Genomic DNA, 25067 nt, shown 5'->3' with positions numbered 1-25067 from the left:
CTTCGATTGATTGACGCACTTTCCGAGGGGATAGCCGCGCCGCGCGGCCGATCCGCCGAGGGAAAATCGGAATCGATCCGTCGCATATCGACGGGATCAGGATCGGGACAATGACTTCAAAGAAGAAACGAGCGCTCTACCTCGGTGGAGCAAGCTGGCTATTGCTGTGCGCAACGGCCGACGGGGCGCTGGCCCAGGCCACGCCACCGGCATCGACGCCACTGCCTGAAATCACCGTGACGGCGCCGAGCCCGATCGCGCGGCGCAAGCCGGTAGTGCCCTCGCGAACGCCGGCACGCGTTGCCCGTGCAGCGCCGGGCCAAAACCGCCAACCGGCGCCAGAACCGCAGGCCGCCCCGGCCGCCGCTGCGCCACAGCAAGGCGTGTTGCCTGTCGTGACCGACCAGTTCGCAACCGTCACCGTCGTGCCCAACGAGGAAATCCGCCGCAACGGCGGTGGCACGCTCGGCGATCTCCTGTTCTCGAAGCCCGGCATCACCGGCTCGAGCTTTGCACCCGGCGCCTCCAGCCGGCCGATCATTCGGGGCCTCGACGTCAACCGCGTCGGCATCGTCGAGAACGGAATCGGCAGCAACGGCGCGTCCGATCTCGGCGAGGATCACTTCGTTCCGATCGACCCGCTGTCGACCAACCAGGTCGAGGTCATCCGCGGACCGGCTACGCTGCGCTACGGCTCCACCGCGATCGGCGGCGTGGTCAGCGGAACCAACAATCGCATTCCGGATGCCTTGCCGTCCTGCGCGGCGCCGTTTCCGACCTACGGACTCCCAACCAAGGCGCCACTGGCAAATGTCGGATCGCCGGGCTGCGTCACTGCCGAAACGCGGACCGCGGTGAGTTCGGTCGATCGCGGCGCCGATGGTGCCGTGCTGCTCGATGCGGGCGGAGGAAACTTCGCGGTGCATGCCGACGCCTTCGGCCGCAAGGCCGGCGACTACTCCATCCCGAGCTATCCGTATCTGACCGACCCGACGTTGCCATTCAACGGACGCCAGCCGAATTCCGCATCGCAGGCCTACGGCGGATCGGTCGGCGGCTCCTACATTTTCAATGGCGGCTTCATTGGCGCGGCGATTACGCAGCACAACGCGCTCTACCACATCCCCGGCATCGACGGCGCCGAACACCTGACCCGGATCGACGGAGAACAGACAAAGTTCACCACCAAGGGCGAATACCGGCCGGACACTGCGGCTATCGACGCGATCCGGTTCTGGGCCGGGGCGACCGACTACAAGCACAACGAAATCGGGCTCGCCGACCCTGCCGACCTGACGACGCTCGGCGTGCGGCAGACTTTTACCAACAAGGAACAGGAAGGCCGCGTCGAGGTGCAGTTTGCGCCATTCAACGTCCGCTTTGCCGCGCTGACCACCGCTGTCGGCGTTCAGGCATCGCACCAGAAGCTGACCGCGCCGAGCCCCGACGATCCCGGCAGCCCGGTCAACGGGTTGTTCGATCCGAACAAGAACACGAAGGTCGCCGGCTACATCTTCAACGAGTTCAGGTTCAGCGACGTCACCAAGGCGCAAGTCGCCGGACGAATCGAGAACGCCAGCCTGAGCGGAACGGCGCCAGCCTTTGTCCCCGACGCGTTCGACCTCAACGTCGATCCCAACGCCATCGGCCCCGCGACGGCATTCAACCGCAACTTCACCCCGAAGAGCGGCAGCATCGGCCTGATCCAGAACCTGCCATGGAATCTGGTCGCCAGCATCACCGGGCAGTATGTCGAGCGCGCGCCAAAGCCGGCGGAACTGTTTTCGCGCGGCGGCCACGATGCCACCGCGACTTTCGACATCGGCAATCCCAATCTCGGAATCGAAACCGCAAAGTCGATCGAGGCGGGATTGCGGAGGGCGACGGGACCATTCCGGTTCGAGCTCACCGGCTATTACACAAAGTTCAACGGCTTTATTTTCCGCCGCCTGACCGGCAATACTTGCGAGGACGGTGTGTGCCAGCTTGGTCCAGGTCTCGAACTGAACCAGGCGATCTACTCCCAGCGCGACGCGACGTTTCGCGGCGCCGAGTTCCAGTTCCAGTACGACGTGATGCCGGTCTGGAACGGCCTTTGGGGAATCGAAGGTCAATATGACATCGTTCGCGCGACGTTCGACGACGGCACCAATGTACCCCGCATTCCGCCGCAGCGGCTGGGCGGCGGCGTCTACTACCGCGACACAAACTGGTTCGCGCGCGTCAACCTGTTGCACGCCTTCGCACAGAACGATGTGGCTGTGATCGCCGAGACCCCGACGGCCGGTTATAATCTCCTGAGGGCCGAAATAAGCTACAACACGAAGCTCGATCCAACTTGGTTCGGCGCGCGGGAAATGACGGTCGGTCTCGTCGGCAACAATTTGCTGAACGAGGACATCCGCAATTCGGTGTCTTACACCAAGGATCAGGTTCTGATGCCGGGCCTTGGTGTGCGTGCGTTTGCCAATCTGAAGTTTTAGGACGCGGATACAGTGTGCTCCATGGGGTAGCGTTGGCTGGGGGTACCAGCTAACGTTCGACCGCGAGGACGGCGGATACCAGATCCGCCGTCAGACCTCCTCTCCCCTCTGGAAGCGGATGCACATCGACTAGATGACTTCGTCCATCAATGTTCACGTCTATAGCGACGCGCTCGTTCTGCTCGGCACCGCGGGCGTCGTCATTCCATTGGTACGGCGGTTCGGCTTCAACCCTGTTCTCGGCTACCTCGGAGCCGGCGCGATCCTGGGGCCTCTCGGGCTGGGATCGTTCATCGACAGGTTTCCGTTTCTCTACTGGTTTACCGTCGTCGACCCCGCAAACGTCTCTGGCATTGCCAACCTCGGCGTTGTGTTCCTGCTCTTCCTCATCGGCATGGAGTTGTCCTACGACCGATTGAAAGCGATGCACCGCCTGATTTTCGGATTGGGTACCCTGCAGATCGTGCTCTCGACGGTGGTGATCGGCCTCGTCGCCGCGCTGGCGGGCAGCAAGGCTCCGGTAGCGCTCATCCTCGGTGTGTGTCTCGCCTTGTCCTCGACCGCCATCGTCGTCGAGATTTTTTCCAGGCAGAAGCGGCTCAATACAAGCGCGGGGCGCGCCAGTTTCGCGGTCCTGCTGGCGCAGGATCTGGCGGTAGCCCCTCTCCTGCTCTTCATCTCCATTTTTGGCGCGGAAGACTCCGGTTCGGTCATCGCGACACTGCTGCTCGCGCTCACCAATGCCGCCATCGCGCTTGGCGTGATCGTCGTCGTTGGCCGTGTGGTGATGCGTCCCCTGTTCCGTCTTGTGGCATCGGTCGGCATGAGCGATCTGTTCGTCGCCACGACGCTGTTCGTGATCGTCGCGACCGGGGTAGTCGCCGCCCTGGTCGGCTTCTCCATGGCGCTTGGCGCCTTTGTCGCAGGCCTGTTGCTGGCCGAGACGGAATTCCGCAAGGCGATCGAGACTGCGATCGATCCGTTCAAGGGCCTCTTGCTCGGCCTGTTCTTCTTCACGGTCGGCATGAACATCGATTTTGGGCAGATTGCGCGCGATCCGGTCTGGCTGATTGCAGGTGCGGCCGGGCTGCTCGTCGTAAAGTCCACCATCGCCATCTTCCTGGCCCGGATGTTTCGCCTCTCCTGGCCGGCTTCGATCGAGGTCGGGTTGCTGCTTGGTCCTGGCGGCGAATTTGCTTTTGTCGGCATCGGGCTGGCGACGACGCTTGGCCTGATGGACGCCAACGTATCCAGCTTCGCTGTCGCGCTGACCACGCTGACCATGATGCTCACCCCCGCGCTTTCTCATGTCGCACGGCGGCTGGCGCCGATGGTGCGCGAGGACAAACCGCTTGATCCTGAACTCACCGTCGCACCGAGCGGCGGGAGCGGCCATGCCATTGTCGTTGGGCACGGCCGGGTTGGACAGGTCGTCTGCGCCATGCTCGATCGCCATCAGTTCAAATACACCGCCGTCGACAACGATGCCGCGGCCGTTCCGGAGCAGCGCAGGCGGGGCCGTACCGTCTTCTACGGTGATGCGACAAACCCGGAGTTTCTGAAGAGCTGCGGCCTCATGGAGGCTGCCGCCGTCATCGTCACGATCAACGAAGCCAAGGGCATCGACGAAATCGTCGCGCAGGTTCGCGCACTGCGGAAAGACATCCTGATCGTTTCTCGCGCGCGCGACGCCGACCACGCGCGACATCTCTATGGCATTGGCGTTACCGACGCCGTGCCGGAAACCATCGAGGCAAGCCTGCTGTTATCGGAAGCAGCCCTGATCGGCTTGGGAGTGGCAATGGGGCTGGTCGTTGCCTCCATCCACGAGAAGCGCGAGGAGTTTCGGCACGAACTGCAGCAGGCAGCCGGAAGCGCCGGGTCCGCGTCGAAGCCGGTGGCCGGCACCAAAAGGCGGCGACTTTTCCGATAGCGACGAGGCCGCGGAACGACGCCTTCGCCGTCGTCGGCGCTATCGCGCCTTGCTCCAGTCGGGGCGGATTTCGCCGGAGACCCCCTCGAAGGCGCCCTCGACGAGCTCAGCCACCAAGAGGCGGTTGTAATCGACGGGACCCGGCATGGTCGCCCGTCCCTTCGGTATGACCTTGAAGCCGACGCGGCTGTAATAGGGCTCGTCGCCGACCAGAATGACCAGCCGATGGCCCTTGGCCTTGGCATCCTGCAGCGAGCGGTCGAGCAGCATGCGGCCGACGCCGCGCTTCCGGAACGGCGGCTCGACCGTCAACGGCCCGAGCATCAGGCCCGGCGTATCGCCGATGCAGATCGGCAACTGACGCACCGAGCCGACCAGCAATGTGCCGATCCGCGCCGTGAATGAGAGATCAAGCAAGTGATCGACATGCTCGCGCAGGCGGTAGGCGCTCAGCACGAAACGGCCGGGGCCGAAGGTGCGCTCGTGCAGGCGTTCGATCGCCTGCGCGTCCTTTGGTGTTTCAGCCAGGATGGTGACGTCAAGTTCGCTCATGATGGGGCGCGGGATAGCATCTGGCGGCGGCGCGGTCCATCGCTGGAAGCGGCAATCGCCGTATTGCCTCAATCTCAATTCTTGCCGATGGCGGGCTGGGACAAATAGGCCAAAAGCTTCATTTCGCGGCGGCCGCGCGTCACCGTATCCAGCACCAGCCCCGACGACACCGACAGCACCGCCACGATCATCAGCCCCATCGACAGCACGGCGGTCGGCAGCCGGGGCACGACGCCCTCTTCGAGAAAGGTGATGATGATCGGAATCGCGAGGCCGACCGAGACCAGCATCAGGAACACGCCTATGAGTGTGAAGAACCGCAGCGGCTTTTCCGACCTGTAGAGCTTCAGGATGGTGCCGAGAATCCGGAAACCGTCGCCCCAGGTGTTGAGCTTGCTGAACGAGCCCTCGGGACGGGCATAGTACGGAGTCTCGACCTCCATCACCGGCAACGCCAATTCGAGCGCGTGGACGCTGAGTTCGGTTTCGATCTCGAAACCGTCCGATAGCACCGGAAAGGATTTGACGAAGCGGCGCGAGAACACGCGGTAGCCGGACAGGATATCCTTGAACGCCTGGCCGAACACTACGGACAGGAAGCTCGTCAGCATCCAGTTGCCGGTGCGGTGGCCGGGCCGGTAGGCGGCAACGGATTGATCGACGCGAAAGCCCACCACCATGTCGAGGCGTTCGTTGATCAGCTTATCGATCATACGCGGCGCGCTCGGCGCGTCATAGGTGGCGTCGCCATCGACCAGCACATAGACGTCGGCATCGATGTCGGCGAACATGCGCCGCACCACATGTCCCTTGCCCTGGCGGCGCTCGCTGCGCACGATCGCGCCCGCTGTGCGCGCCACCTCGATGGTGCGATCCCTGGAATTGTTGTCGTAGACGAAAATCTGAGCCGTCGGCAGCGCGTCGCGGAAATCCGAGACCACGGTCGCAACCGCGGCCTCCTCATTGTAGCACGGCACCAGAACCGCAATCCGCAAGCCCGGTCCCGTCATTGCACGCTCGCCGAATTAAGTCCGTCCATGGCGCGTCATACCGCAATCAGGCGTTGGCCGGTTGAGGGAAGGCCGCACTGTCGGCGGCCCGTTCGCCGCGCAGGTCGAGCGTTGCGAACAGCAAGGTCCAGAGGGAAATCATCTCGATGGGAATAATATAATATGGCGTAAAAATCGGATGGGTCATGAAGAAAATCAGGTTTACCGCAAGGTTTACGGCGACCAGGAGCGCAATCTGACGGCCGCGGCCTTGATCGAGGCGCCAGAGCCAGACGGTCCAGGCGGCCGATATCGCCAGCAAGGTGAATTGAACGTCAACGAGATAGCTTAACAGGACGCTTGCGTTCAGCTCGGGCGGCGCGACATCGACGCCGCCATAGGTGGTCGAGAACGGACTCCCCGCATTGATCGCATTCGCGATCAATGTCGGGGCCATTCCGATCAGGAAAGCTACGCCGAAGGCGGCCCCCTGCAGGAAAGTCTCCCTGCTGCGCGCCAGCAGGAACGCGCCGGCAAGATAGAGGCAATAGCCCACGGCGAGAAAAAGGTTCGGCAGGCGGAAATTGACGGAGAGGCCGACAAGCAGCCCTACCAGCGCGAGCAGTTGAAGGCGGCGCCGCGGTCCCTCAACGAAATATCTCGCCGTCAGGCATCCCGCGGCTGCGCACACCATCATGGTCGGCGGCACCGAATAGCTCGCCTTGCTCGGGTTGACCATCAAGTAAAGCGCGGCAAAGCCGAATATCGCGGCCAGCGCCAGCAAGGCCGGATCGCGTGCGCGAAACAATGCAAGCAGCGCGAAGGCAAGGACCGTCACGTTCGCCACCATGTAGAGCGGGATTACCTGGAATCCCTCGCGAAACAGCGCCAGCGCGAACCCGGTACCCGGCGGGTATTGCATCACGTATTTGTCGGCGGCCGGAATGAAGGTGTGGCAGGGTATCCGTGCCACGACGTTCCATTCCGCATAGCCGATCGCCTTCAGCTTGTTCTTGAGATAATCGTCGTCGTCGAAGATGATGTTGGTATCGATGCCGCCGAGGCCATGCTTCTGGAACAGATGCGCCTGTCGCAGATAGCAGACGTCGTCATAGACCCCGCGGCTTTCGCTCCAGCGCGACATCGTCCAGACATTGCTCGCCAGCACCGCGAGCAGGCCAATGCCGCAGAGAAGCCTGAAAATTTTCATCCTGCCCACGCCCAACCCCGCTTGTCAGCTTCTAGGCGCTGCAAGCGCATGAAGCAACAACCGGGCCCAGCGTCAGCGCCAGGTCGCAATCCGGGTCGCGCCGTCGAGCACTTCGGCGATCCGGAGTCGCGTACCCCTGGTCGTCTCCGCCGGCAGCGCACCTGCCGCATAGAACCCGCACTCGACGATCTCATGGTTGGGCTCAGGCAAGCGGTCCTGCCGGAACTGCCTGACGACATAAACCGCGACATGGTCGCGGCGGGATACGTGGGCGTTGAAAAACAGGCCGTGCAGCACCGGCTCCCCGGTCAGCTCGATCCGCCCCTCTTCCACGAGCTCCCTTCGCAAGGCTTCAAGGAAGGTCTCGCCGACCTCGACCCCGCCGCCCGGCAGGTGCCAGCCGGCGACATAGCTGTGCCTGACCAGGAACACCTTGTCGTCGCCGTCGAGCACGACGCCGCGGACCCCGAGCGTCATGCCGCGGGCCATCCGCCAATACAGATGAAATACGCGCCGCAGTTGCGGCCCCAGACTTTTCCGCAGGTGCTGTAGCGCCGTCACGCAAACCTCGGATGGACAGCTATCACGTTTGATCCTTATATCGCCGACATGATCGTGCGACGGCTCTATATCACAGGGAACGCGGCGGAGCGCGAATGACTGATACCTTCACGCTGGCGCATCTGTCCGATCCGCATCTGCCGCCGCTGCCCGCGGCGCGGCTTCGCGATCTCGCCGGCAAGCGTGCGCTCGGTTACCTCAACTGGACCCGCAACCGCCACAAATATCATCGCCGCGAAGTGCTGGACGCGCTGGTTGCCGACATGCAGGCGCAGCGGCCGGACCACATCGCGGTGACCGGCGATCTCGTCAACCTGGCGCTGGAAGCGGAATTCACCCCGGCCCAGGCCTGGCTGGAAAGCGTCGGCACGCCGCAACAGGTCACCGTCGTTCCCGGCAATCACGACGCCTATGTGCGGGCGACGCGGCATCATTTCGCCGGCACGTTCGAGCAGTATCTGCGCGGCGATGCCGCCGCGGACGGCGCGTCGTTTCCGTTTCTGCGCCGGCGCGGCCCGCTGGCGCTGATCGGCGTCTCCTCGGCGGTGCCGACGCTGCCCCTGATGGCGACCGGCCGGCTCGGCCGCGCGCAGCTCGATGCGCTCGACCGCGAGCTTGCGCAGTTGCCGCCGGACGAGGCATTCCGGGTGCTGCTGGTCCATCACCCCCTTTACTCGACGTCGCGGATGAAGCGGCTGACCGACTCGAAGGCGCTGCGCGCCGTGCTGAAGCGGCATGGCGCCGAACTGGTCCTGCACGGCCATGACCACATCCATTCGACGATGTGGATCGAGGGCGCCGGCCACAGGATCCCCGCGGTCGGCGTGCCGTCGGCGTCGGCGCTGCCGCACCGGCATTATCCGGCCGCGGCCTACAACCTGTTTTCGATCGCGCGCGAGGGCGGAAAATGGCGCTGCGTGCAGACCGTGCGGGCCGTCGACGCCGACTTCCGCGTCAAGCAGATCAAGCAGGCGACGCTGCTTTAGGTTCTTCAGGCCTGCAATTGGAGCGAATTCTCCCCCGCCGCGGCAATACGCAGCGCCACTACATTCTTGCGCAATTCTTCCGGCTAGAGATTCTTCAGGCTCGCATACAGCGCCAGTCCGAACAGCGCCACCGCACCGAGCAGGAAGCCGAGCACGAACATACCGAAGCCGCGCCCGCGTGGCTTCTTCTCCACGACCGGCTCGGCGGCGGCAGGCGTTGCCACCATCGCATGCTCGCGCTCGATCATGCGGCGCGCGACATAGCCGGTGACGGCATCGACGATGACGGGCACGTCATGCGACTCGGCGATCACGATGCGGCCGAAGCGCGTGTCCTGCACGAAGCGATAGATGCGCTTGTCGCGTCCCATCACGATATGCGCGACCACGTCGATCCACAGCCTGGGCGTCTCGCCCTGGCTGACGCCGCGATCGAACAGGTCGACCTGCTCCGGCACCTCGGCAAACAGCGGATCGAGCGCCTCGTTCAGGATCTCGAGCCGGGCCACCTCGGCATCGCGCAGTTCGACCACGACACCGGTGCGGTCGGCGGCTTCGATGCGGGCCTGGCGCAGCGCATCGCGCAGCCGGGTCGGTCGCATGTCTCGGGCTTCGTTGCCGGTATTTTGCGCGTTTGACATCGGGAGCCGCCTTTATCCTGAAGGGAGTAGCCTGGGCTTAACCTAGCAGTAACCATGCCTTGCGCAATGGTTGTTTGTTTTCAATGGGTTATCCCTCTGGCGTTATCCCCTGCGGCGGCAGCCCCCACCCCGCCAGCGGGAGAGGGAGAAGGACGCGGGCCTCGAAAAGCGCAAACGGCCCCACCCGGTTTTCCGGATGGGGCCGCCTGTCCTTGGGGCGTTTCTTCTAGCTTTATTGGCAGCAGCGGCTCAGGCCGAGATGCGCGAGGGCTCTTCCACGATGGAGAAGCGTACGCCGGCCTTGTGGCGGTTCTCTTCCGACACGACGCGCCAGGCGTCCTCGGCTTCCTTGCGGGTCTTGAACGGACCCTGAACCTGGGCCGAGCCTTCCACGAGCTTGTGGAAGTTCATCGAACCGAACTCGCCGCCAATCACCCAGAAATTGCTGCCTTTGGTCATGGTAGTCTCCTGTTGTCCAAGTAGCTGTCCAAGTAGCGTGATTGATTCCGGCGTTAGCCGAACTGGTTCATCGTGTTGTGAGCGCCGCCCGCCTTGAGCGCGGCTTCACCGGCGAAATATTCCTTGTGCTCGTCGCCGATATCGGAGCCGGCCATGTTCTGATGCTTGGCGCAGGCGATACCCTGACGGATCTCGGCGCGCTGAACGTTCTTCACATAGCCCAGCATGCCCTGCTCGCCGAAATACTCCTTCGCGAGATTGTCCGTCGACAGAGCTGCCGTGTGATAGGTCGGCAACGTGATCAGGTGATGGAAGATGCCGGCACGCTTGGCTGAATCGGCCTGGAAGGTGCGGATGCGCTCGTCGGCTTCGATGCCAAGCGGCGTATCGTCGTATTCCGGCTTCATCAGCTCGGCGCGGTTGTACATGCTGACATCCTTGCCGGCTTCCTTCATCGCGTCGTACACCTGCCAACGGAAGTTGATCGTCCAGTTGAACGACGGCGAGTTGTTGTAGGCCAGCTTCGCGTTCGGAACGACCTTGCGGATGCGGTCGACCATCTTGGCGATCTGCTCGATATGCGGCTTCTCGGTCTCGATCCACAGCAGGTCGGCGCCGTTCTGCAGCGAGGTGATGCTGTCGAGCACGCAACGATCTTCGCCGGTGCCGGCACGGAACTGGTAGAGGTTGCTGGCAAGCCGCTTCGGACGCATCATCTTGCCGTCGCGGTTGATGATGACATCACCGTTCCGGGCATTGGCCGGCGTCATTTCCTCGCAATCCAGGAAGCTGTTGTACTGGTCGCCGATGTCGCCGGGCTTGTGGCTGACGGCGATCTGCTGCGTGAGGCCGGCGCCGAGCGAGTCGGTGCGGGTCACGACGACGCCGTCTTCGATGCCCAATTCAAGGAAGGCATGGCGGCAGGCGCGGATCTTCGCCAGGAACACCTCGTGCGGCACCGTCACCTTGCCGTCCTGGTGACCGCACTGCTTTTCGTCGGAAACCTGGTTCTCGATCTGCAGGGCGCAGGCGCCCGCTTCGATCATCTTCTTGGCGAGCAGGTAGGTCGCCTCCGCGTTGCCGAAGCCGGCGTCGATGTCGGCGATGACGGGCACGACATGGGTCTGGAAGTTGTCGACCTTTTCGATCAGCGCCTTTTCCTTCGCCTTGTCGCCTTCCTTGCGGGCGACGTCGATGGCGCGGAAGATATCGTTGAGCTCACGGGAGTCCGCCTGACGCAGGAAGGTGTAGAGCTCTTCGATCAGCGCCGGCACCGAGGTCTTCTCGTGCATCGACTGGTCAGGCAGCGGTCCGAACTCGGAGCGCAGCGCCGCGATCATCCAGCCGGACAGATACAGATAGCGGCGATCGGTCCTGCCGCCGAAGTGCTTCTTGACCGAGATCAGCTTCTGCTGCGCGATGAAGCCGTGCCAGCAGCCAAGCGACTGGGTGTACTTGGTGGGGTCGGCGTCATAGGCCGCCATATCGGCGCGCATCAGCGCCGCGGTGTAGCGGGCGATGTCCAGGCCGGTCTTGAAGCGGTTCTGCAGACGCATGCGCGCCACGGCCTCGGCGGTGACGCCGTTCCAGGTCGGCTTGGTCTTGAGGAGCGCTTGAGCAGCTTCAATCTCGCTGAGATAGGAAGCCGGTCCCTGGGTGCTGATGCCACGTGGCTGGTAGTTCATGTGCTGTTCCTTCAATCGACATTCTTGACAGTGCATTGCGAAACGTACCGAGAGCTAAACGCCAAAAACCTTTTTCCGTATAGACTTCTTGATTTTGAATGGTGATGTCATGTAACATCTGAACTTGTAATAGATGTAATTTTGTAAATTTTGTCACAATCAAGGTCAGGGAACCTGCCATGGCCACCGACTCCGGAAAGAAGCTCTTTGTCGGCCCCCGTTTCCGGCGGATTCGCCAGCAACTCGGCCTGTCGCAGACCCAGATCGCCGAAGGCCTGGGCATTTCGCCGAGCTACATCAACCTGATCGAGCGGAACCAGCGCCCGGTGACGGCGCAGATTCTGCTCCGGCTGGCCGAAACCTATGATCTCGATCTGCGCGATCTCGCCACCGCCGACGAGGACCGGTTCTTTGCCGAGCTGAACGAGATCTTCTCCGATCCGCTGTTCCGCCAGATCGACCTGCCGAAACAGGAGCTGCGTGACCTCGCGGAACTCTGCCCCGGCGTCACCCACTCCCTGCAGCGCCTCTATGCGGCCTATACCGAGGCCCGCCGCGGCGAGACGCTGGTCGCGGCGCAGATGGCCGACCGCGACGAGGGCGCGCGGTTCGAGGCCAATCCGATCGAGCGCGTGCGCGACCTGATCGAGGCCAACCGCAATTATTTTCCCGAGCTCGAACAGGTCGCGGAAAATCTGCGCGACGAACTGAATGTCTCCGCCGAGGAGCTGTTCGCCGCGCTGGCGGCGCGCTTGCGCGAAAAGCATTCGATCGTCACCCGCATCATGCCGGTCGACGTGATGCGCGAGACGCTGCGGCGGTTCGACCGCCACCGCCGGCAGCTTCTGATCTCCGAACTTGTCGATGGCTCTGGCCGCGCCTTCCAGCTCGCGCTGCAGATCGGGCTGGCCGAATGCAGCGCTGCCATCGACGCCATCGTCAACCGCGCCGGCCCGCTCGACGACACGCCGCGGCGGCTCTACCGCATTACGCTGGCGAATTACTTCGCCGCCGCCGTGATGATGCCCTACCAGCCGTTCCACAGTGCGGCGGAAACGCTGAACTACGACGTGCATGTGCTGGCGCAGCGCTTCAATGCCGGCTTCGAGCAGGTCTGCCACCGCCTGACCACGCTGCAGCGGCCGAACGCGCGCGGCGTGCCGTTCTTCCTGCTCCGCGTCGATAATGCCGGCAACGTCTCCAAGCGGTTTTCCTCCGGCACGTTTCCGTTCTCGAAATTCGGCGGCACATGCCCATTGTGGAACGTGCATTCGACCTTCGACACGCCGGACCGCCTGCTCAAGCAGGTGATCGAGCTGCCCGACGGCACGCGCTACTTCTCGATCGCGCAGATGGTGCGCCGCCCGATCGCGCCGCACCCGCAGCCGCAGCCGCGCTTTGCGATCGGTCTGGGGTGCGAAATCCGTCATGCGTCGAAGCTCGTCTATGCCGCGGGGATGGATCTGGAGAAGGCCGAGGGCACGCCGATCGGCGTCAACTGCCGGCTGTGCGAACGCGAAAACTGCAGCCAGCGCGCCGAGCCGCCGATCACGCGGACGCTGATTTTGGACGAGAACACGCGGCGCGTGTCGTCGTTCGCGTTTTCCAATGCCCGGGAGTTGTGAGGGCCGCGCTCTCTCATCCCGTCGTCCCCGCGAACGCGGGGACCCATAGCCACCGGCGGATGTTGTGAGGGCGCTGTAGCCACGGCGTCGCAGAACATGAACATTTGTGGTTATGGGTCCCCGCGTTCGCGGGGACGACGGATAGATATGCGCTCACATTCCCGCGGCGCGATGCGCCCGAGCTTTGCTCTTGTTTCAGCCCCCATGAAATCAGAGGGTGCAGGGAAGGCCGGGTGCTGGCTGGCACCCGCGGTCTCGTGTGCAACATGCGTAAAAGAAAACGCACACGAGCATACAGGTATCAGCCGAAACAACCGGCCTTCCCTGCGCAATGGCTTTACGGCTTATGCCGCGCTCTTGTGTCCGCAAAATCTGCCAGAATGTGCGAACGGGCGGTTCTGACCAACCGCCCGTCGCTGGATCTGATCCCGTTCGTGCTCAAAGGCCGAGAGCCTGTCGGGGAGCGAGGGACAGATCCGGTGGTCTTCCTCAACCCGAACAGTTGCACGGGCTTCGAGCCCGAACCGAGCAAGGAAGGGAGTGGATGATGGCACAAGATGAGGTCGTTGTCGTCGGTATTGATGTGGCCAAGGACAAGGTGGATGCGTGCATTCGCTCGCTGTCTCAATGGCAGACGTTCCCAAGTACCGCGGAGGGGCAGCGCGCCCTGATCCGCTGGCTTCGCAAACACAGGGGCGGCAAGGCAGCCATGGAGGCTTCCGGCGGTTATGAGCAGGACTGGGCCAAGGCGCTGCGCGAGGCCCGCATCGAAGTCCGGATCGTCGACCCGAAGCGGGTGCGCAGCTTCGCCCGCTCGGCCGGACGCCTCGCCAAGAACGATCCGATCGATGCGGAGATGATCGCCTGGTTCGCCGAGACCTTCACCGAAGCACCGGGCCAAGCCTACGACGCGGCACGCGAGAGGTTGGTCAAGATCGTCAATGCACGCCAAGGACTGCTCGATCTACAGACTAGCTTGAAAAACAGTGGCGAGCATTCCGTGCCGGACGTCGTGCAGAAAATGCAGGCGCGGCTCTTGAAGAAGATTGCCGTCGAAGTCGCCAAGCTCGATACTGCGATCGCAGCCCAGGTCAAAGCGACACCGCATTTTGCCGAGCTCGCCGAGATCATCGAGAGCGTGCCGGGACTTGGCAAGATCACTTCCGCCGGACTGATCGCGACGATGCCGGAACTGGGCCAGGTGAACGACAATATCGTCGCGGCCTTGTTGGGGGTAGCACCTTACGATGACGATAGTGGCCAACGGCGGGGCAACCGCCACATCAAGGGCGGACGCCGAAAGGCCCGCAACCTCTTCTACATGCCTTGCATGGGAGCTGCGACCCAGCACAACCCCGTGCTCAAGGCGTTCTATGACCGCCTGATCGCCAAGGGAAAGGAGCCGAAGGTTGCGCTCACCGCCTGTATGCGCAAGCTCATCGTCATCCTCAACACCATGATCGCGCGACGCCAAAAATGGGACGCCAACCGCTACAAAGTGAGCGACCCCGCTCGGCTTCCGCCGAGCGCATGCCCAGCCTAAAGACCGGTGAGCGGATGGGGTCAAGGCCGTCAGCCGCCGGAGGCGGTGGCGCGTAGCGCCAGCCTTGAGGCCAGCCGATCACAGGGCTACATCAACACAGTTGCTCCCCGGAGCCGAATTCCTCTGGCCTCCGTCGCCGGCGAATTGGCGATGCGGGCGATCCGGTCGGATCGAACGCATCTCCGCCGGCTTGACACCAGCCACGGGTGCCAGGACCACACGGTTTTGCCGTACGCCACACCGCCTTCGTCTGACGCGCCGGCATCGCTCACGGGAAAACCCGCCCTGCGATTCCTGATCGCGCGTCGGGCGCTGTCGCGTCCATCGCAGCCCGGCCCAACGTTCGTGACGATCGCGATACGCCCCTCTTGCGGGCCGGGATGTCGGGAGTTCTAGGACTGATTTGGGTCTCGCGCGAAGGAGTTTCTTTTTTCGCGTACGACTGGACAGGGCAAATCAGCTTGAAAGGATTGAGAAACTTTTCGTTTTGGCGCAACGGCCGTAGGGCGGGTTGGCGCAGCGTAACCCGCCGCTCAACTGCGTCGCTGGCGGATTACGCTGCGCTAATCCGCCCCAAGACACTCCGCCGCGTGACTACCCACGCCGTCGCGAGATCGCGGAAGATGAAGGACTGTTCATCTGCATTAAGCCTCGCGATACGATCGGGAAAAAGCGGAACACCGCCGCGGGCAGAACGTTTGCTTGGTCACCTGCAACAGGAGGGACCAATGCTGAAGACATTGATTACCGTTTCGACCGTGCTGCTCGCCACCGCGGCGTTTGCGCAGACGGGCACGAAGTCCCCGGGCTCTTCCGACTACGCCCCGGGACAGAAGATGCAGAAGGCCAAGACATCGACCGCGCCGGGTGCTTCGGAATACGCGCCGGGACACCAGAAGAAATCGGCGAAGGCCAAGGGCCATTCGGGAAGTGCACCGGGTCAACAGACCACGACCGGCATGGCAACGAAAAAGAAGTACTAGTTCTTGGGCAGCGCGGCCCGGCAGCGATGCCGGGCCGTTTCGCGTGCGCATGTCCGCAGGTTCGGTCTTTCGACAGGCCGCTCGTTGGCGGAGTGCAATGCATCAATATACCGCTTCCCCTCACCGGGAGGCCGCTTCTGTGTCCCGCTGGTGACGATCACATTTAAAACGTGGGTATTCCGCAATTTTGCGATGGAACGGCCAAGCCGATTCGCTAGTTTGAAAGGTGCGAATCTAAGACTCGCGAGAATGGATGCAGGACCGATGTTGCGACGCGTCAAGCTGATGAACCCGTTCGAAATCGTCCAGGACCGTATCGCGCCGGACCGGCCGCAGCCGCAACCGGTCGAGCCGAAGGTCATCAATCGCACGGCCCGCGCCACGCCGGTCTGCGCCGCCTGCGGTTCCGACGACATCATCTGCCACGCCACCGCGCAATGGAGCAACGAAGCGCAGGAATGGCAACTCGCCAACACCTTCAATCAGCCGGCGCGCTGCAACACCTGCCACAGCGACTGCAACCTGGTGTGGCTGACGCTGAATTAGGGCGCACGGCGGTTCTGGCTACGCTCGTCATGGCCGGGCTTGTCCCGGCCATCCACGTCTTTATCCCACGAAGAAAGTAAGACGTGGATGCCCGGGACAAGCCCGGGCATGACGGCGAGGACAACGCGCTAAATCTCCGCATACACCTCCAGCAGGTTTCCGTCCGGGTCGCGGAAAAACAGCGTGCGGTGACCGAAGCTCTGATCCTTCGGTGGCTCGAGCAGATCGACGCCGTGCCGCACCAGTTCATCGGCACAGCGATCGACGTCCTCAGCGGCAACCTTGAACGCAAGCTGCAGCGAAGCGCTCCCCTTGGGCGTGGGCGCATCCTTCGCGGTCCGGCTCGGCCGCGCCAGCGCGAGCGTGTTGCCGCCGATCTGATACTCGAACCATCCCGCCGACAATTCGCGCGTCAGCGGAAAGCGAAGGATGTCTTCATAGAACCGGCGCATCGCCGCCATGTCGCGCACGAAGATGACGGTGTAGTCGATGGCGTGGATGGATTGGAAGGGTGAAGTGGCGGGTGGGTTCTGATCGGTCACGATGGTCTTCACGTTCGGCGGGCAGCTCGCATGAGCGCAGGCGACATGTAGGAAGCTGTGCAATAAAGGTTCCGGATATCGCGGAGTTTATCATCGAGCGCGCGTTCGCGCGACCCGTTGGCTCATCCGGGCTACGAATACTCAAGCTCGACCATTCGCCCCGCCCCAGATCCTCTCCTCCGTCCACCCGAGCTCCGCAAACTCAACCGCCCGCAACGGCGCTTCACCGACCGAAAAAAACTCGTCGAGTTGCGGCGGGCTGACCGACGTTCCGCTCAGCATACTGTGAGCCTGGCCGCGATGGTGCACCTGATGCTGGAACAGATGCAGCAGCAGGCGGTCCATCCGCTCGCGCTGGATCGAGGTTTCCCGATGCACGGAGACGATGCGCTGCAGTCCGGCGCCATCGAGCGCTTCGACGACCTTGAGCAAGCGCCGATCGACTGCGGCCTGCGCGTCCTTCAGCGCGGCAACCGTCGCACACGGCTCGTCGTTCGCAAAGGCTGCGGGGCCGAGCGTGCCGCCTTCCATCGCATCGACGTAGAAGTGATCGATAATCAGGATGTGGTTGAGCGTGGCGCGCAGGCTCGGAAAGAAGCCGGTTCGCTTCGCGGTGAATTCATCCGGCGACAGCCCGAGACAGGCCGTGAGCAGCCGGTGGTTTGCCCAGGCATTGTTGTAGGCCATGGTGCGGAAGGGAAGGACATCGTTCATTGGCGTCGGCTCCGTTCCCAGCCCGGTAGCCCGCATGAGCATGGTCTCCACCGTCATTGCGAGGAGCGAAGCGACGAAGCAATCCATATCTCCACTTGCGGCAACATGGATTGCTTCGCTGCGCTCGCAATGACAGCTCGGCGATAGCGTTGCGTGCTCTCTACTCCGCCGCCTGTTGCGTCGGAGCCTCCAACACCTCCAGCACCTTCGGCGGCGACATCGGCAGGGCGTAGAAGCGTTTTCCCAGCGCGTTGTAGATCGCGTTCGCCACCGCGGCCATCACGGGCACCAGCGGCACTTCGCCGACGCCTTTCACACCTTGCGGATGCTTCGGGTTCGGGATTTCGACCATGATGCAGTCGAGCATCGGCAGATCCGAGCAGACCGGCATGCGGTAGTCGAGGAAACCGGGATTATCGACCTTGCCTTCCTTCGTATAGATGTATTCCTCGTTCAAGGCCCAGCCGATGCCTTGCGCGACGCCGCCCTGAAGCTGGCCCTCGACATAGCCGGGGTGGATGGCGCGGCCGACATCCTGCACGGCGGTGTAGCGGATCACGCGCGCAATCCCGAGATCTACGTCGATCTCGACGTCGCAGACATGCGTGCCGAAGCCGCCGTCCGCGCCCTGCGTGTTGAGCTGCACGCCGGCGCCGATCGGACCGCCCATCGCCGGGGCCTTCTCGGCGAGCTGTTGCAGCGTCAGCGGCTCGAACTGGCCGGCGTTCGGACTCACGGGGTGCGCCGCGCCGTCCTCCCACTTCACCGCTTCGGGGTCGATCTCCCAGATCTTTGCGGCGCGTTCGCGCAGCGTCTGGATGATCTTTTCGGTCGACTGCGTCACCACCATGGACGACGCGAACAGCACACGGCTGCCGCCGGTGAGGTTGGAGAAGCCGACGGTTTGCGTATCGCCGATGATGACGGAGACGCGGCGGTAGTCGATGCCGAGCAACTCAGCACAGATGTTGGCGATGCCGGCGCGCGAGCCGCCGATGTCGGGGTGCCCCGTGGTGACGACGACGTTGCCGTCCTCGGTGATGTTGACTTGCGCGGAGGATTCACCGCCGGCGTTGAACCAGAAGCCGGAGGCGACACCTCTGCCCCTGAGCTTGCCCTGTCCGTCGCCGAGCGGTGCGGCATAGTGCGGCGAAGCTTTCGCCGCTTCCACGGTCTCGACATAACCGATGCGCGGGAAGACCGGGCCGTGCGCGGCTTTAGTTCCTTCCCTGGCCGCGTTCTTCAGGCGGAAGTCGAGCGGGTCCATCTTCAGGCGTTCTGCGACTTCGTCCAATACGCATTCGACGGCGTAAGCGCCGATCGGCGCGCCCGGCGCGCGATAGGCCGCGACCTTGGAGCGGTTGGAGCAGACGTCAAAGCCTTCCGAGAGCAGGTTCGGAATGTCGTAGGGCGTGAAGCTGCAGCCGGCGGCGCCGCGGATCGGCGAGCCCGGAAAGGCGCCGGCCTGCAGATAGAAGGTGCCGTGCGCGGCTGTTATCTTGCCGTCCTTGGTGGCGCCGATCTTCACCGTGCTCTTCGAGCCGGAGGTGGGCCCCGTCGCGCGCATCACTTCCTCGCGCGTCATCACCATCTTCACGGGGCGGCCGGATTTTTTTGCGAGCAGCGTCGCGAGCGGTTCGAGATAGACGATGGTCTTGCCGCCAAAGCCGCCGCCGATCTCGGCGGGGATGGCGCGGATGTCGCTCTGCGGGATGCCCGTCAGCATCGACGTCATCGCGCGCACCATGAACTGGCCCTGGCTGGAGCTCCAGATCGTGGTCTTGCCGTCGGGCGCGACCGAGATCAGGCAGGCATGCGGCTCGATATAGCCCTGGTGCACCGGGCGCGTGGTGAAGGTGCGCTCGATGATGACATCGGCCTTCTTGAAGCCTTCTGCGATGTCGCCCTTCTTGTGCTCGAGGCGGCCGGCGATATTCGAAGGCTTGCCGTCGAACTTGTTGAACTCGTGCAGGATCGCTGCATCCGGTTTGAGCGCGTCGTCGATCTCGATCGACCACGGCAGCACCTCGTAATCGACCTCGATCAGCTTGCAGGCTTCGGCGGCGATCGCTTCCGTAGTCGCGGCCACGGCTGCCACGGGATGGCCGGGAAACAGCGCCTTGTCGCGCGCCATCACGTTGCGGCACATCCAGCGCATGTCCTGGATGCCGAGCATCACCGCGCCCTTCTCGATCGGGAAATCGACGATGTCCTTCGAGGTGACGACGGCTTTGACGCCGGGCAGCGCCTCCGCTTTGGCCGTGTTGATCGATCTGATGCGCGCATGCGGATGCGGGCTGCGCAAGACCTTGCCCCAGATCATGCCTGGCATGGTGGTGTCGGCGGCGAACTGCGCGCGGCCGGTGACCTTGTCCATGCCATCAGGACGAATGGTGCGCTGGCCGATCCACTTGTTGTTGGTGACGAGATTCATTGGCTGGCTCCAGCTTTATTGGGCGCGCATTTCGGCGGCGGTTTCCATCACCGCGCGGACGATCTTGTCATAGCCGGTGCACCGGCAGAGGTTGCCGGCAAGCCAGAAGCGGACTTCCTCCTCGCTCGGGTCCGGGTTCTTTTTCAACAGCGCATCGGAGGCGACCAGCATGCCCGAGGTGCAGATGCCGCATTGAAGCGCGGCCATTTCGAGAAACTTCTGCTGGAGCGGATGGAGCTTGTCGCCCTGCGCCATGCCCTCGATGGTGCGGATCTCGTGCCCCTCGGATTCGACCGCGAGCATCAGGCAGGAACAGACGAGACGATCGTCGAGCGTGATCGAGCAGGCGCCGCAATCGCCGGAGGCGCAGCCTTCCTTGGAGCCGGTGAGGTTCAGGGTGCCGCGCAGCGCGTCGAGCATGGTGTCTGATGGCTCGCAGAGGAATTCCATCGGCTCGCCGTTGATCGTGGTGGTAACGTGAACTTTGGCCATTGAGTTATTTTCCTTGAGCGCGTTGGGCGGCGATCCCTGCGGTGCGCTTGAGCAGCACGCCGGCCACCTTGGTGCGATAGGCGATGGTGCCGCGCTTGTCGTCGATCGGACGGCAGGCGGCGGAGCATGCAGCGGCGGCCTTGGCGAGCGCGGCGTCATCGAGTTTTGAGCCGATCAGCGCCTTGGCAGCGTCTTCGACCAAGAGCACCGTCGGTGCCACCGCGCCGAGGCCGACGCGGGCTGATGTAACCGTACCGTCCTTGATCGTGAGACTGACGCCGACGCCGACGACGGCGATGTCCATTTCGGTGCGCGGGATCATGCGCAGATAAGCATCACTCGATCCGGGTGGCCGCGGCGGCAGCGCAAAACTGACCAGGATCTCGCCGGGCTTCAGATTGGTGCGGCCGGGACCGGCCGGCACATCTTCGACCTTCATTTCGCGGCGACCGTTCGGGCCCTGCACGGTGACGACCGCGCCGGCGGCGACCATCGCGGGCACGCTGTCGCCGGCGGGCGAGCCGTTGCAGAGATTGCCGCCCGCAGACGCCCTGCCCTGCACCTGCTTGGAACCGATCAGGTTGACGGCCTCCAGCACGCCGGGCCAGATCTTGCCGAATTTTCCGTGCTCGGCGAGCGCCATGCCCGAGACGGCGGCGCCGATGCGAAAGCCGCCATCGGCGGTCTGCTCGATCGCGGTCATTTCAGGAATTTTCTTGATGTCGACGATCACGCCGGGCTTGAGCACGCCGGATCGCATCTGCACCAGAAGATCGGTGCCGCCGGCCAGGATGCGCGCGGCGCTGCCGGCTTTGGCAAATGCGCCGATCGCTTCATCAAGCGTATCAGGCGCCAGGTATCGGAGTTCCGTCATGGTCTTCCGCCATCTCCCTCGTTCCGCCCGCCCCGGTGATTGTCGGCTCACCTTCAAAGTCGGGCAGACGGCAAGCCTACACGGGGAAACGCGGTTGGAACAGCCTGCGAGATCAGGTTGTTACGGCAGGCTCCTATGCGCAAGGCGGCCTTGCGCGGCCGATTGCTCCGAGGCGGCGATCGATCCTCCGACATTGTGAAATTTGCAGGGAGCCGTAGCTCGCATGAGCGTTAGCGATATGCGGGACCACCGACCCCGCATATCGCTACGCTCATGTGGGCTACAAGGTCGGCCTGTTGGCTAATCCTGCCCGCCGGTCTAAGACTTGCTTCGGATTCACGACGGTCCCGGGGGTGACATTGATGCCGCATGTCAGATTTCTCGTTGCAGCCGCGGCGTCCCTGCTCCTTCCCTCCCTCGCCATCGCCCAACCGGCTCCCGGCCCGCGCCCCGCGCCGAGGCCTGTGGCCGCACCCGGTCAACAACCACCCGCCGCCGCTCCGCGCACACCCCGCGCGGCTTCCTGCCACAACGGCCTGTCGTTCGACCGCTTCCTCGCCGACCTGAAGCAGCAGGCCGCCGCGGAGGGCGTGTCGCAGCGCGCGTTGGCCGAAGCCGCGCCCTACCTCGTCTACGACCAGGGCATCGTCAATCGCGACCGCGGCCAGCGCGTGTTCGGCCAGGTATTCAACGAATTCTCACGAAACCGGGCGTCCGATGGCGCGGCGAAAAATGCGCAGGCGCGAATCCGGATGCATGCGGCGGCGTTCAACCGTGCCGAGAAGGAGTATGGCGTGCCGCCGGCGGTGATCGCCGCGTTCTGGGGGCTGGAGAGCAGTTTTGGCGCCGAGCTCGGCAATCTGTCGACGCTGCGCTCGCTGGTGTCGCTGGCCTATGACTGCCGCCGCTCGGAGATGTTCCAGAAGGAGACCATCGCGGCGCTCAAGATCGTCGACCGCGGCGACCTCGCTGCGAGCGAGATGATCGGCGCATGGGCCGGCGAGCTCGGGCAGACGCAATTTCTGCCGACGCATTATTTCACCTATGCGGTGGACTATGACGGCGACGGCCATCGCAACCTCCTGCGCAGCGCGCCCGACGTGATCGGCTCGACCGCAAACTACATCGCCACCGGATTGAAATGGCGGCGCGGCGAGCCGTGGCTGCAGGAAGTCCGCGCGCCGCAAAATTTTCCGTGGGAGCAGGCCGACCTCACCACCAAACTGCCGCGCGCCAAATTCGCGCAGCTCGGCGTCACCTATCCCGACGGCAGGCCGCTGCCGAACGACGATCTGCCCGCCTCGCTGCTGATACCGATGGGCCGCACCGGACCGGCGTTTCTGGCGTATGCGAATTTCGCCGCCTACACCGAGTGGAACAACTCGCTGATCTATTCGACCACCGCGGCCTATCTCGCCAGCCGCATCGCCGGCGCGCCGCCGATGCGGCAGCCCGCCGTACCGGTGGCGCAATTGCCGCTCAACGAGCTGAAGGAGATGCAACAGCTCCTGGTGCGCGCCGGCTTCAATGTCGGCAAGGTCGACGGCATCATGGGACAGTTGAGCCGCACGGCGGTGAAGGCAATGCAGATCAAGTACGGCCTGCCGGCGGATTCCTGGCCGACCGCGGAATTGCTGGCACGGATGCGCGGGCCAAGTGCACAGGCGCAGCCGGCCGGCTTGGCGATGCCCGCGGCGCGATAGGTCTCTGTCATTCCCCGCGAAGGCGGGGAATCCAGTACACCGCGGCCTCTCGGCTCAATCGCAACGGCCCTGGAATACTGGGTCGCCCGGTCAAGCCGGGCGATGGCAGGGAGAGAATAATTGATCGCGTTCGATGCTCTGCAAGCGTTGAATTTTCCCGCGAGCCTCCCATCTCGCAAAACACCTCATCCTCTTGAGGCGTTATTCCATTTCACGAAAAGAGCATCGCATGTCTTTCCACGACTTAACCGTGCCCGCCTTCCTGCAAATCCTCGGCGGCCTTTCCGGACTGCTTCAGAAGGCGGAAGCGCATTGCAAGGCGAAGGACATCCAGCCCGAAGTGCTGCTCAATGCGCGGCTTTATCCGGACATGTATCCGCTGACGCGGCAGGTGCAGACGGCCTGCGACTTCGCCGTGAAGACCTGCGCGCGTCTTACCGGCAGCGAAGTGCCGACGACGCCGGACACTGAAAAGAGCTTTGAGGAATTGCAGCAGCGGATTGCGAAAGCGACCGACTACATCAAATCGTTCAAGCCGGCGCAGTTCGACGGCGGCGACACGCGCGAGGTGACCTTCCCCGTCGGCCCGAACAACACGCGGACGCTGAAGGGCCAGCAATATCTCGTCAACTTCGCCTTCCCGAATTTCTACTTTCACGCCGCCACCGCGCACGGCATCCTGCGCCACAACGGCGTCGAAATCGGCAAGCGGGATTTTCTCGGCGTGAAGTAATCGTCAGCGCAACGACGCCAGTTCGCGCGCGAGGTTTTTGCGGGCCTGGCCGTCATATCGCGCGGCAAAGGCTGCGTCGGGAAAGATCACCGGCCGCGCGGCGAACTGGCTGAGCACGCGGGCGCGGCCGGCACGGTAATCAGGCTCCGGTACATGGATGAATTCCGGCCGGATCGCGGCGGCGTAAGCGTCGTAGCGCGCGGGCTCCGCCCCCAGAATGCTGAGATCGATCGAGATCAGGATCGCGCCGAGGCGATCGCCCGGCTGGACGTCGTGCGTCTTGGTCAGGCGGATCAGGCGGCCGACTTCCTGGCTGATGTCGGCGCGGACGTGCTGCTCGGCGAGTTGCGCGCTGAGCTCTTCATTGTCCGATCGCGTCGCGTCGTAAACGACATCGTGCCACCAGATCGCCTCGGACAGGATTTCGCGGTCGCGCGTGGAAAGATTATCGACGCGGGCGAGTGCAGCGAGGCAGTCTTCGATATGTGCGAGGTTGTGGTAGTGGCGGCCGGGTGCGGTGTAGGCGGCGATCAATTCTTCGCGGTTCATTGGTTCGCTCCCGAAGCGACAGCATCGTAGGGTGGGCAAAGCGAAGCGTGCCCACCATCTTGTTCAGCGTGCGGACTGGTGGGCACGGCGCTTCGCGCCTTTGCCCACCCTACGAATCCTACCGCATCGTGATCGCGAGGCCGGAAAGATCGGCATTCGCCATCAACCCGACCTGATGCCCGGTCAATTCAAGCACCGCGCCCTTCTGGTTGGTGAGCACGATCGCGCGTGCGCCGCGGCCGACTGCGATGCCCGCGCCGGCGGCGCCGTAGACGCCGGCGACGTCGGAGGCGCGCCAGATGTTGCTGACGCGACCGCGCAGGATCGTCTTCGAGCCGCCGAACACAAAACCGTAGTCGAGGCCGCCGGTCGAAAGTCCGTATCGCCGCCCGCGGAAATCCAGCACGCCGCTGCCGCCGGAACCGCCGATCACCCAGCCCGCCTTGTAGATCGTGAGCTGCACGAAACCTTCATCGGCTCGCGCGGCGGCGGACAACGTAACGCCCGCGAAGGCCGCAAGCGCGAGCACGGCGGCACGGAGGGCGGATGGCATCTTCATGGATATTTTCTCCAGGGAATTGGCGGCCTGCGGCGCCGATTGAGTCGTGACCGGCCGATTGTACTCGATCGAGGTAATCCGGAAAGCGCATTGATGGCCCGCACAGGGACGCAGGCGCGACACAATTTCATCAAAATCTGCCGGTCCCGTGCGAAAGATTTCGGTGCTGGCGCATGATAATCGTAGCGCCTGTGAACTGCATTACCTTTGCCGCGATCATCTTGCGCTAGTAATCCACCCGGCAATTTCTTCCTGCGATCGTATCGCATCG

General features: G+C 63.5%; 24 protein-coding genes. 9 read left to right on the top strand and 15 right to left on the bottom strand.

The window, feature by feature from the left end; translation table 11 throughout:
• Positions 1-110: 110 nt before the first annotated feature.
• Both LMTR21_RS07990 and LMTR21_RS07985 read left to right on the top strand, forming a co-directional pair.
• Entirely contained in the window at positions 111-2483 is a 2373-nt protein-coding gene (locus tag LMTR21_RS07990; protein WP_065751452.1) for a TonB-dependent receptor, read from the top strand.
• Positions 2484-2616: 133 nt separating this feature from the next.
• Entirely contained in the window at positions 2617-4416 is a 1800-nt protein-coding gene (locus LMTR21_RS07985; protein WP_065751451.1) for a cation:proton antiporter domain-containing protein, read from the top strand.
• 39 nt (positions 4417-4455) lie between these two features.
• On the opposite strand, the gene LMTR21_RS07980 is transcribed toward LMTR21_RS07985, so the two are convergent.
• From LMTR21_RS07980 to LMTR21_RS07965, 4 genes are all read right to left on the bottom strand, one after another.
• On the bottom strand, positions 4456-4968 hold the full coding sequence (locus LMTR21_RS07980) for a GNAT family N-acetyltransferase (RefSeq protein WP_065751569.1): 513 nt from the start codon (positions 4966-4968) through the stop codon (positions 4456-4458).
• 74 nt (positions 4969-5042) lie between these two features.
• Positions 5043-5978, bottom strand: a complete 936-nt coding sequence (locus tag LMTR21_RS07975; protein ID WP_065751450.1) for a glycosyltransferase family 2 protein — start codon at positions 5976-5978, stop codon at positions 5043-5045.
• A gap of 46 nt (positions 5979-6024) precedes the next feature.
• On the bottom strand, positions 6025-7167 hold the full coding sequence (locus tag LMTR21_RS07970; protein WP_065751449.1) for a hypothetical protein: 1143 nt from the start codon (positions 7165-7167) through the stop codon (positions 6025-6027).
• 72 nt (positions 7168-7239) lie between these two features.
• Entirely contained in the window at positions 7240-7728 is a 489-nt protein-coding gene (locus tag LMTR21_RS07965) for an NUDIX domain-containing protein (RefSeq protein ID WP_065751448.1), read from the bottom strand.
• A gap of 95 nt (positions 7729-7823) precedes the next feature.
• On the opposite strand from LMTR21_RS07965, the gene LMTR21_RS07960 reads away from it, so the two are divergent.
• Entirely contained in the window at positions 7824-8714 is an 891-nt protein-coding gene (locus LMTR21_RS07960; RefSeq protein ID WP_065751447.1) for a metallophosphoesterase family protein, read from the top strand.
• A gap of 83 nt (positions 8715-8797) precedes the next feature.
• Here LMTR21_RS07960 and LMTR21_RS07955 read toward each other — a convergent pair whose 3' ends face one another.
• The 4 genes from LMTR21_RS07955 to LMTR21_RS07940 all read right to left on the bottom strand — a co-directional run bounded on the left by LMTR21_RS07955 (position 8798) and on the right by LMTR21_RS07940 (position 11680).
• Positions 8798-9355 (bottom strand): hypothetical protein, encoded by a 558-nt coding sequence (locus tag LMTR21_RS07955; protein ID WP_065751446.1) that lies wholly within the window; start codon positions 9353-9355, stop codon positions 8798-8800.
• A 249-nt stretch (positions 9356-9604) separates the two neighbouring features.
• Entirely contained in the window at positions 9605-9814 is a 210-nt protein-coding gene (locus tag LMTR21_RS07950; protein ID WP_057838336.1) for a DUF4170 domain-containing protein, read from the bottom strand.
• Positions 9815-9867: 53 nt separating this feature from the next.
• Positions 9868-11499 (bottom strand): isocitrate lyase, encoded by a 1632-nt coding sequence (locus LMTR21_RS07945; protein WP_065751445.1) that lies wholly within the window; start codon positions 11497-11499, stop codon positions 9868-9870.
• Positions 11438-11680 (bottom strand): hypothetical protein, encoded by a 243-nt coding sequence (locus tag LMTR21_RS07940; protein WP_141688164.1) that lies wholly within the window; start codon positions 11678-11680, stop codon positions 11438-11440. The genes LMTR21_RS07945 and LMTR21_RS07940 overlap by 62 nt, the downstream gene beginning before the upstream one ends.
• Between LMTR21_RS07940 and LMTR21_RS07935 the strand changes: the two genes are divergently transcribed.
• From LMTR21_RS07935 to LMTR21_RS07920, 4 genes are all read left to right on the top strand, one after another.
• The gene (locus LMTR21_RS07935) at positions 11679-13124 is read left to right on the top strand and encodes a helix-turn-helix domain-containing protein (RefSeq protein WP_065751444.1); all 1446 of its coding nucleotides are present in this window, start codon (positions 11679-11681) and stop codon (positions 13122-13124) included. The two genes, LMTR21_RS07940 and LMTR21_RS07935, sit on opposite strands and share 2 nt — an antisense overlap.
• Before the next feature lie 544 nt (positions 13125-13668).
• Positions 13669-14667, top strand: coding sequence for an IS110 family RNA-guided transposase (locus tag LMTR21_RS07930; protein WP_084030388.1), 999 nt, complete (start codon positions 13669-13671; stop codon positions 14665-14667).
• 728 nt (positions 14668-15395) lie between these two features.
• On the top strand, positions 15396-15650 hold the full coding sequence (locus LMTR21_RS07925; RefSeq protein WP_065750575.1) for a hypothetical protein: 255 nt from the start codon (positions 15396-15398) through the stop codon (positions 15648-15650).
• Positions 15651-15914: 264 nt separating this feature from the next.
• A complete protein-coding gene (locus LMTR21_RS07920; protein ID WP_141688070.1) occupies positions 15915-16196 on the top strand; it encodes a hypothetical protein in 282 nt (93 codons plus the stop codon).
• 128 nt (positions 16197-16324) lie between these two features.
• Here the strand turns inward: LMTR21_RS07920 and LMTR21_RS07915 are convergent, their stop codons facing one another.
• From LMTR21_RS07915 to LMTR21_RS07895, 5 genes are all read right to left on the bottom strand, one after another.
• Positions 16325-16738: a VOC family protein gene (locus LMTR21_RS07915; protein WP_065754924.1), complete on the bottom strand. Its 414-nt coding sequence runs from the start codon at positions 16736-16738 to the stop codon at positions 16325-16327.
• A gap of 141 nt (positions 16739-16879) precedes the next feature.
• Positions 16880-17452: a DinB family protein gene (locus LMTR21_RS07910; RefSeq protein WP_065754923.1), complete on the bottom strand. Its 573-nt coding sequence runs from the start codon at positions 17450-17452 to the stop codon at positions 16880-16882.
• Between the two features lie 160 nt (positions 17453-17612).
• Positions 17613-19886, bottom strand: coding sequence for a xanthine dehydrogenase family protein molybdopterin-binding subunit (locus LMTR21_RS07905; protein ID WP_065754917.1), 2274 nt, complete (start codon positions 19884-19886; stop codon positions 17613-17615).
• A 15-nt stretch (positions 19887-19901) separates the two neighbouring features.
• A complete protein-coding gene (locus LMTR21_RS07900; protein WP_065754916.1) occupies positions 19902-20378 on the bottom strand; it encodes a (2Fe-2S)-binding protein in 477 nt (158 codons plus the stop codon).
• A gap of 4 nt (positions 20379-20382) precedes the next feature.
• Positions 20383-21252 (bottom strand): FAD binding domain-containing protein, encoded by an 870-nt coding sequence (locus LMTR21_RS07895; protein WP_065754915.1) that lies wholly within the window; start codon positions 21250-21252, stop codon positions 20383-20385.
• A 362-nt stretch (positions 21253-21614) separates the two neighbouring features.
• Here LMTR21_RS07895 and LMTR21_RS07890 point away from each other — a divergent pair, with 362 nt between their 5' ends.
• Both LMTR21_RS07890 and LMTR21_RS07885 read left to right on the top strand, forming a co-directional pair.
• Positions 21615-22955, top strand: coding sequence for a lytic murein transglycosylase (locus LMTR21_RS07890; protein WP_065754914.1), 1341 nt, complete (start codon positions 21615-21617; stop codon positions 22953-22955).
• A gap of 229 nt (positions 22956-23184) precedes the next feature.
• On the top strand, positions 23185-23688 hold the full coding sequence (locus LMTR21_RS07885; RefSeq protein WP_065754913.1) for a DUF1993 domain-containing protein: 504 nt from the start codon (positions 23185-23187) through the stop codon (positions 23686-23688).
• A gap of 3 nt (positions 23689-23691) precedes the next feature.
• Here LMTR21_RS07885 and LMTR21_RS07880 read toward each other — a convergent pair whose 3' ends face one another.
• On the bottom strand, positions 23692-24237 hold the full coding sequence (locus LMTR21_RS07880) for an HD domain-containing protein (RefSeq protein ID WP_065754912.1): 546 nt from the start codon (positions 24235-24237) through the stop codon (positions 23692-23694).
• Positions 24238-24355: 118 nt separating this feature from the next.
• On the bottom strand, positions 24356-24796 hold the full coding sequence (locus tag LMTR21_RS07875; RefSeq protein WP_148635941.1) for a hypothetical protein: 441 nt from the start codon (positions 24794-24796) through the stop codon (positions 24356-24358).
• Positions 24797-25067: the final 271 nt, after the last annotated feature.

The sequence above is a fragment of the Bradyrhizobium paxllaeri genome (assembly GCF_001693515.2).
GTDB lineage: Bacteria > Pseudomonadota > Alphaproteobacteria > Rhizobiales > Xanthobacteraceae > Bradyrhizobium > Bradyrhizobium paxllaeri.
The sequence above is the reverse complement of the archived record's forward strand: the minus strand, read 5'-3'. Positions and strand labels throughout refer to the sequence as shown.

What these genes read in the sequence shown, in the direction of transcription:
- LMTR21_RS07935 (WP_065751444.1), top strand. Translation starts at nt 11,679, where the DNA reads ATGGCCACCGACTCCGGAAAGAAGCTCTTTGTCGGCCCCCGTTTCCGG.
- LMTR21_RS07970 (WP_065751449.1), bottom strand. Translation starts at nt 7,167, where the DNA reads ATGAAAATTTTCAGGCTTCTCTGCGGCATTGGCCTGCTCGCGGTGCTG.
- LMTR21_RS07930 (WP_084030388.1), top strand. Translation starts at nt 13,669, where the DNA reads ATGATGGCACAAGATGAGGTCGTTGTCGTCGGTATTGATGTGGCCAAG.
- LMTR21_RS07920 (WP_141688070.1), top strand. Translation starts at nt 15,915, where the DNA reads ATGTTGCGACGCGTCAAGCTGATGAACCCGTTCGAAATCGTCCAGGAC.
- LMTR21_RS07910 (WP_065754923.1), bottom strand. Translation starts at nt 17,452, where the DNA reads ATGAACGATGTCCTTCCCTTCCGCACCATGGCCTACAACAATGCCTGG.
- LMTR21_RS07880 (WP_065754912.1), bottom strand. Translation starts at nt 24,237, where the DNA reads ATGAACCGCGAAGAATTGATCGCCGCCTACACCGCACCCGGCCGCCAC.
- LMTR21_RS07900 (WP_065754916.1), bottom strand. Translation starts at nt 20,378, where the DNA reads ATGGCCAAAGTTCACGTTACCACCACGATCAACGGCGAGCCGATGGAA.
- LMTR21_RS07945 (WP_065751445.1), bottom strand. Translation starts at nt 11,499, where the DNA reads ATGAACTACCAGCCACGTGGCATCAGCACCCAGGGACCGGCTTCCTAT.
- LMTR21_RS07990 (WP_065751452.1), top strand. Translation starts at nt 111, where the DNA reads ATGACTTCAAAGAAGAAACGAGCGCTCTACCTCGGTGGAGCAAGCTGG.
- LMTR21_RS07950 (WP_057838336.1), bottom strand. Translation starts at nt 9,814, where the DNA reads ATGACCAAAGGCAGCAATTTCTGGGTGATTGGCGGCGAGTTCGGTTCG.
- LMTR21_RS07895 (WP_065754915.1), bottom strand. Translation starts at nt 21,252, where the DNA reads ATGACGGAACTCCGATACCTGGCGCCTGATACGCTTGATGAAGCGATC.
- LMTR21_RS07905 (WP_065754917.1), bottom strand. Translation starts at nt 19,886, where the DNA reads ATGAATCTCGTCACCAACAACAAGTGGATCGGCCAGCGCACCATTCGT.
- LMTR21_RS07875 (WP_148635941.1), bottom strand. Translation starts at nt 24,796, where the DNA reads ATGAAGATGCCATCCGCCCTCCGTGCCGCCGTGCTCGCGCTTGCGGCC.
- LMTR21_RS07885 (WP_065754913.1), top strand. Translation starts at nt 23,185, where the DNA reads ATGTCTTTCCACGACTTAACCGTGCCCGCCTTCCTGCAAATCCTCGGC.
- LMTR21_RS07940 (WP_141688164.1), bottom strand. Translation starts at nt 11,680, where the DNA reads ATGGCAGGTTCCCTGACCTTGATTGTGACAAAATTTACAAAATTACAT.
- LMTR21_RS07925 (WP_065750575.1), top strand. Translation starts at nt 15,396, where the DNA reads ATGCTGAAGACATTGATTACCGTTTCGACCGTGCTGCTCGCCACCGCG.
- LMTR21_RS07890 (WP_065754914.1), top strand. Translation starts at nt 21,615, where the DNA reads ATGCCGCATGTCAGATTTCTCGTTGCAGCCGCGGCGTCCCTGCTCCTT.
- LMTR21_RS07960 (WP_065751447.1), top strand. Translation starts at nt 7,824, where the DNA reads ATGACTGATACCTTCACGCTGGCGCATCTGTCCGATCCGCATCTGCCG.
- LMTR21_RS07975 (WP_065751450.1), bottom strand. Translation starts at nt 5,978, where the DNA reads ATGACGGGACCGGGCTTGCGGATTGCGGTTCTGGTGCCGTGCTACAAT.
- LMTR21_RS07985 (WP_065751451.1), top strand. Translation starts at nt 2,617, where the DNA reads ATGACTTCGTCCATCAATGTTCACGTCTATAGCGACGCGCTCGTTCTG.
- LMTR21_RS07955 (WP_065751446.1), bottom strand. Translation starts at nt 9,355, where the DNA reads ATGTCAAACGCGCAAAATACCGGCAACGAAGCCCGAGACATGCGACCG.
- LMTR21_RS07980 (WP_065751569.1), bottom strand. Translation starts at nt 4,968, where the DNA reads ATGAGCGAACTTGACGTCACCATCCTGGCTGAAACACCAAAGGACGCG.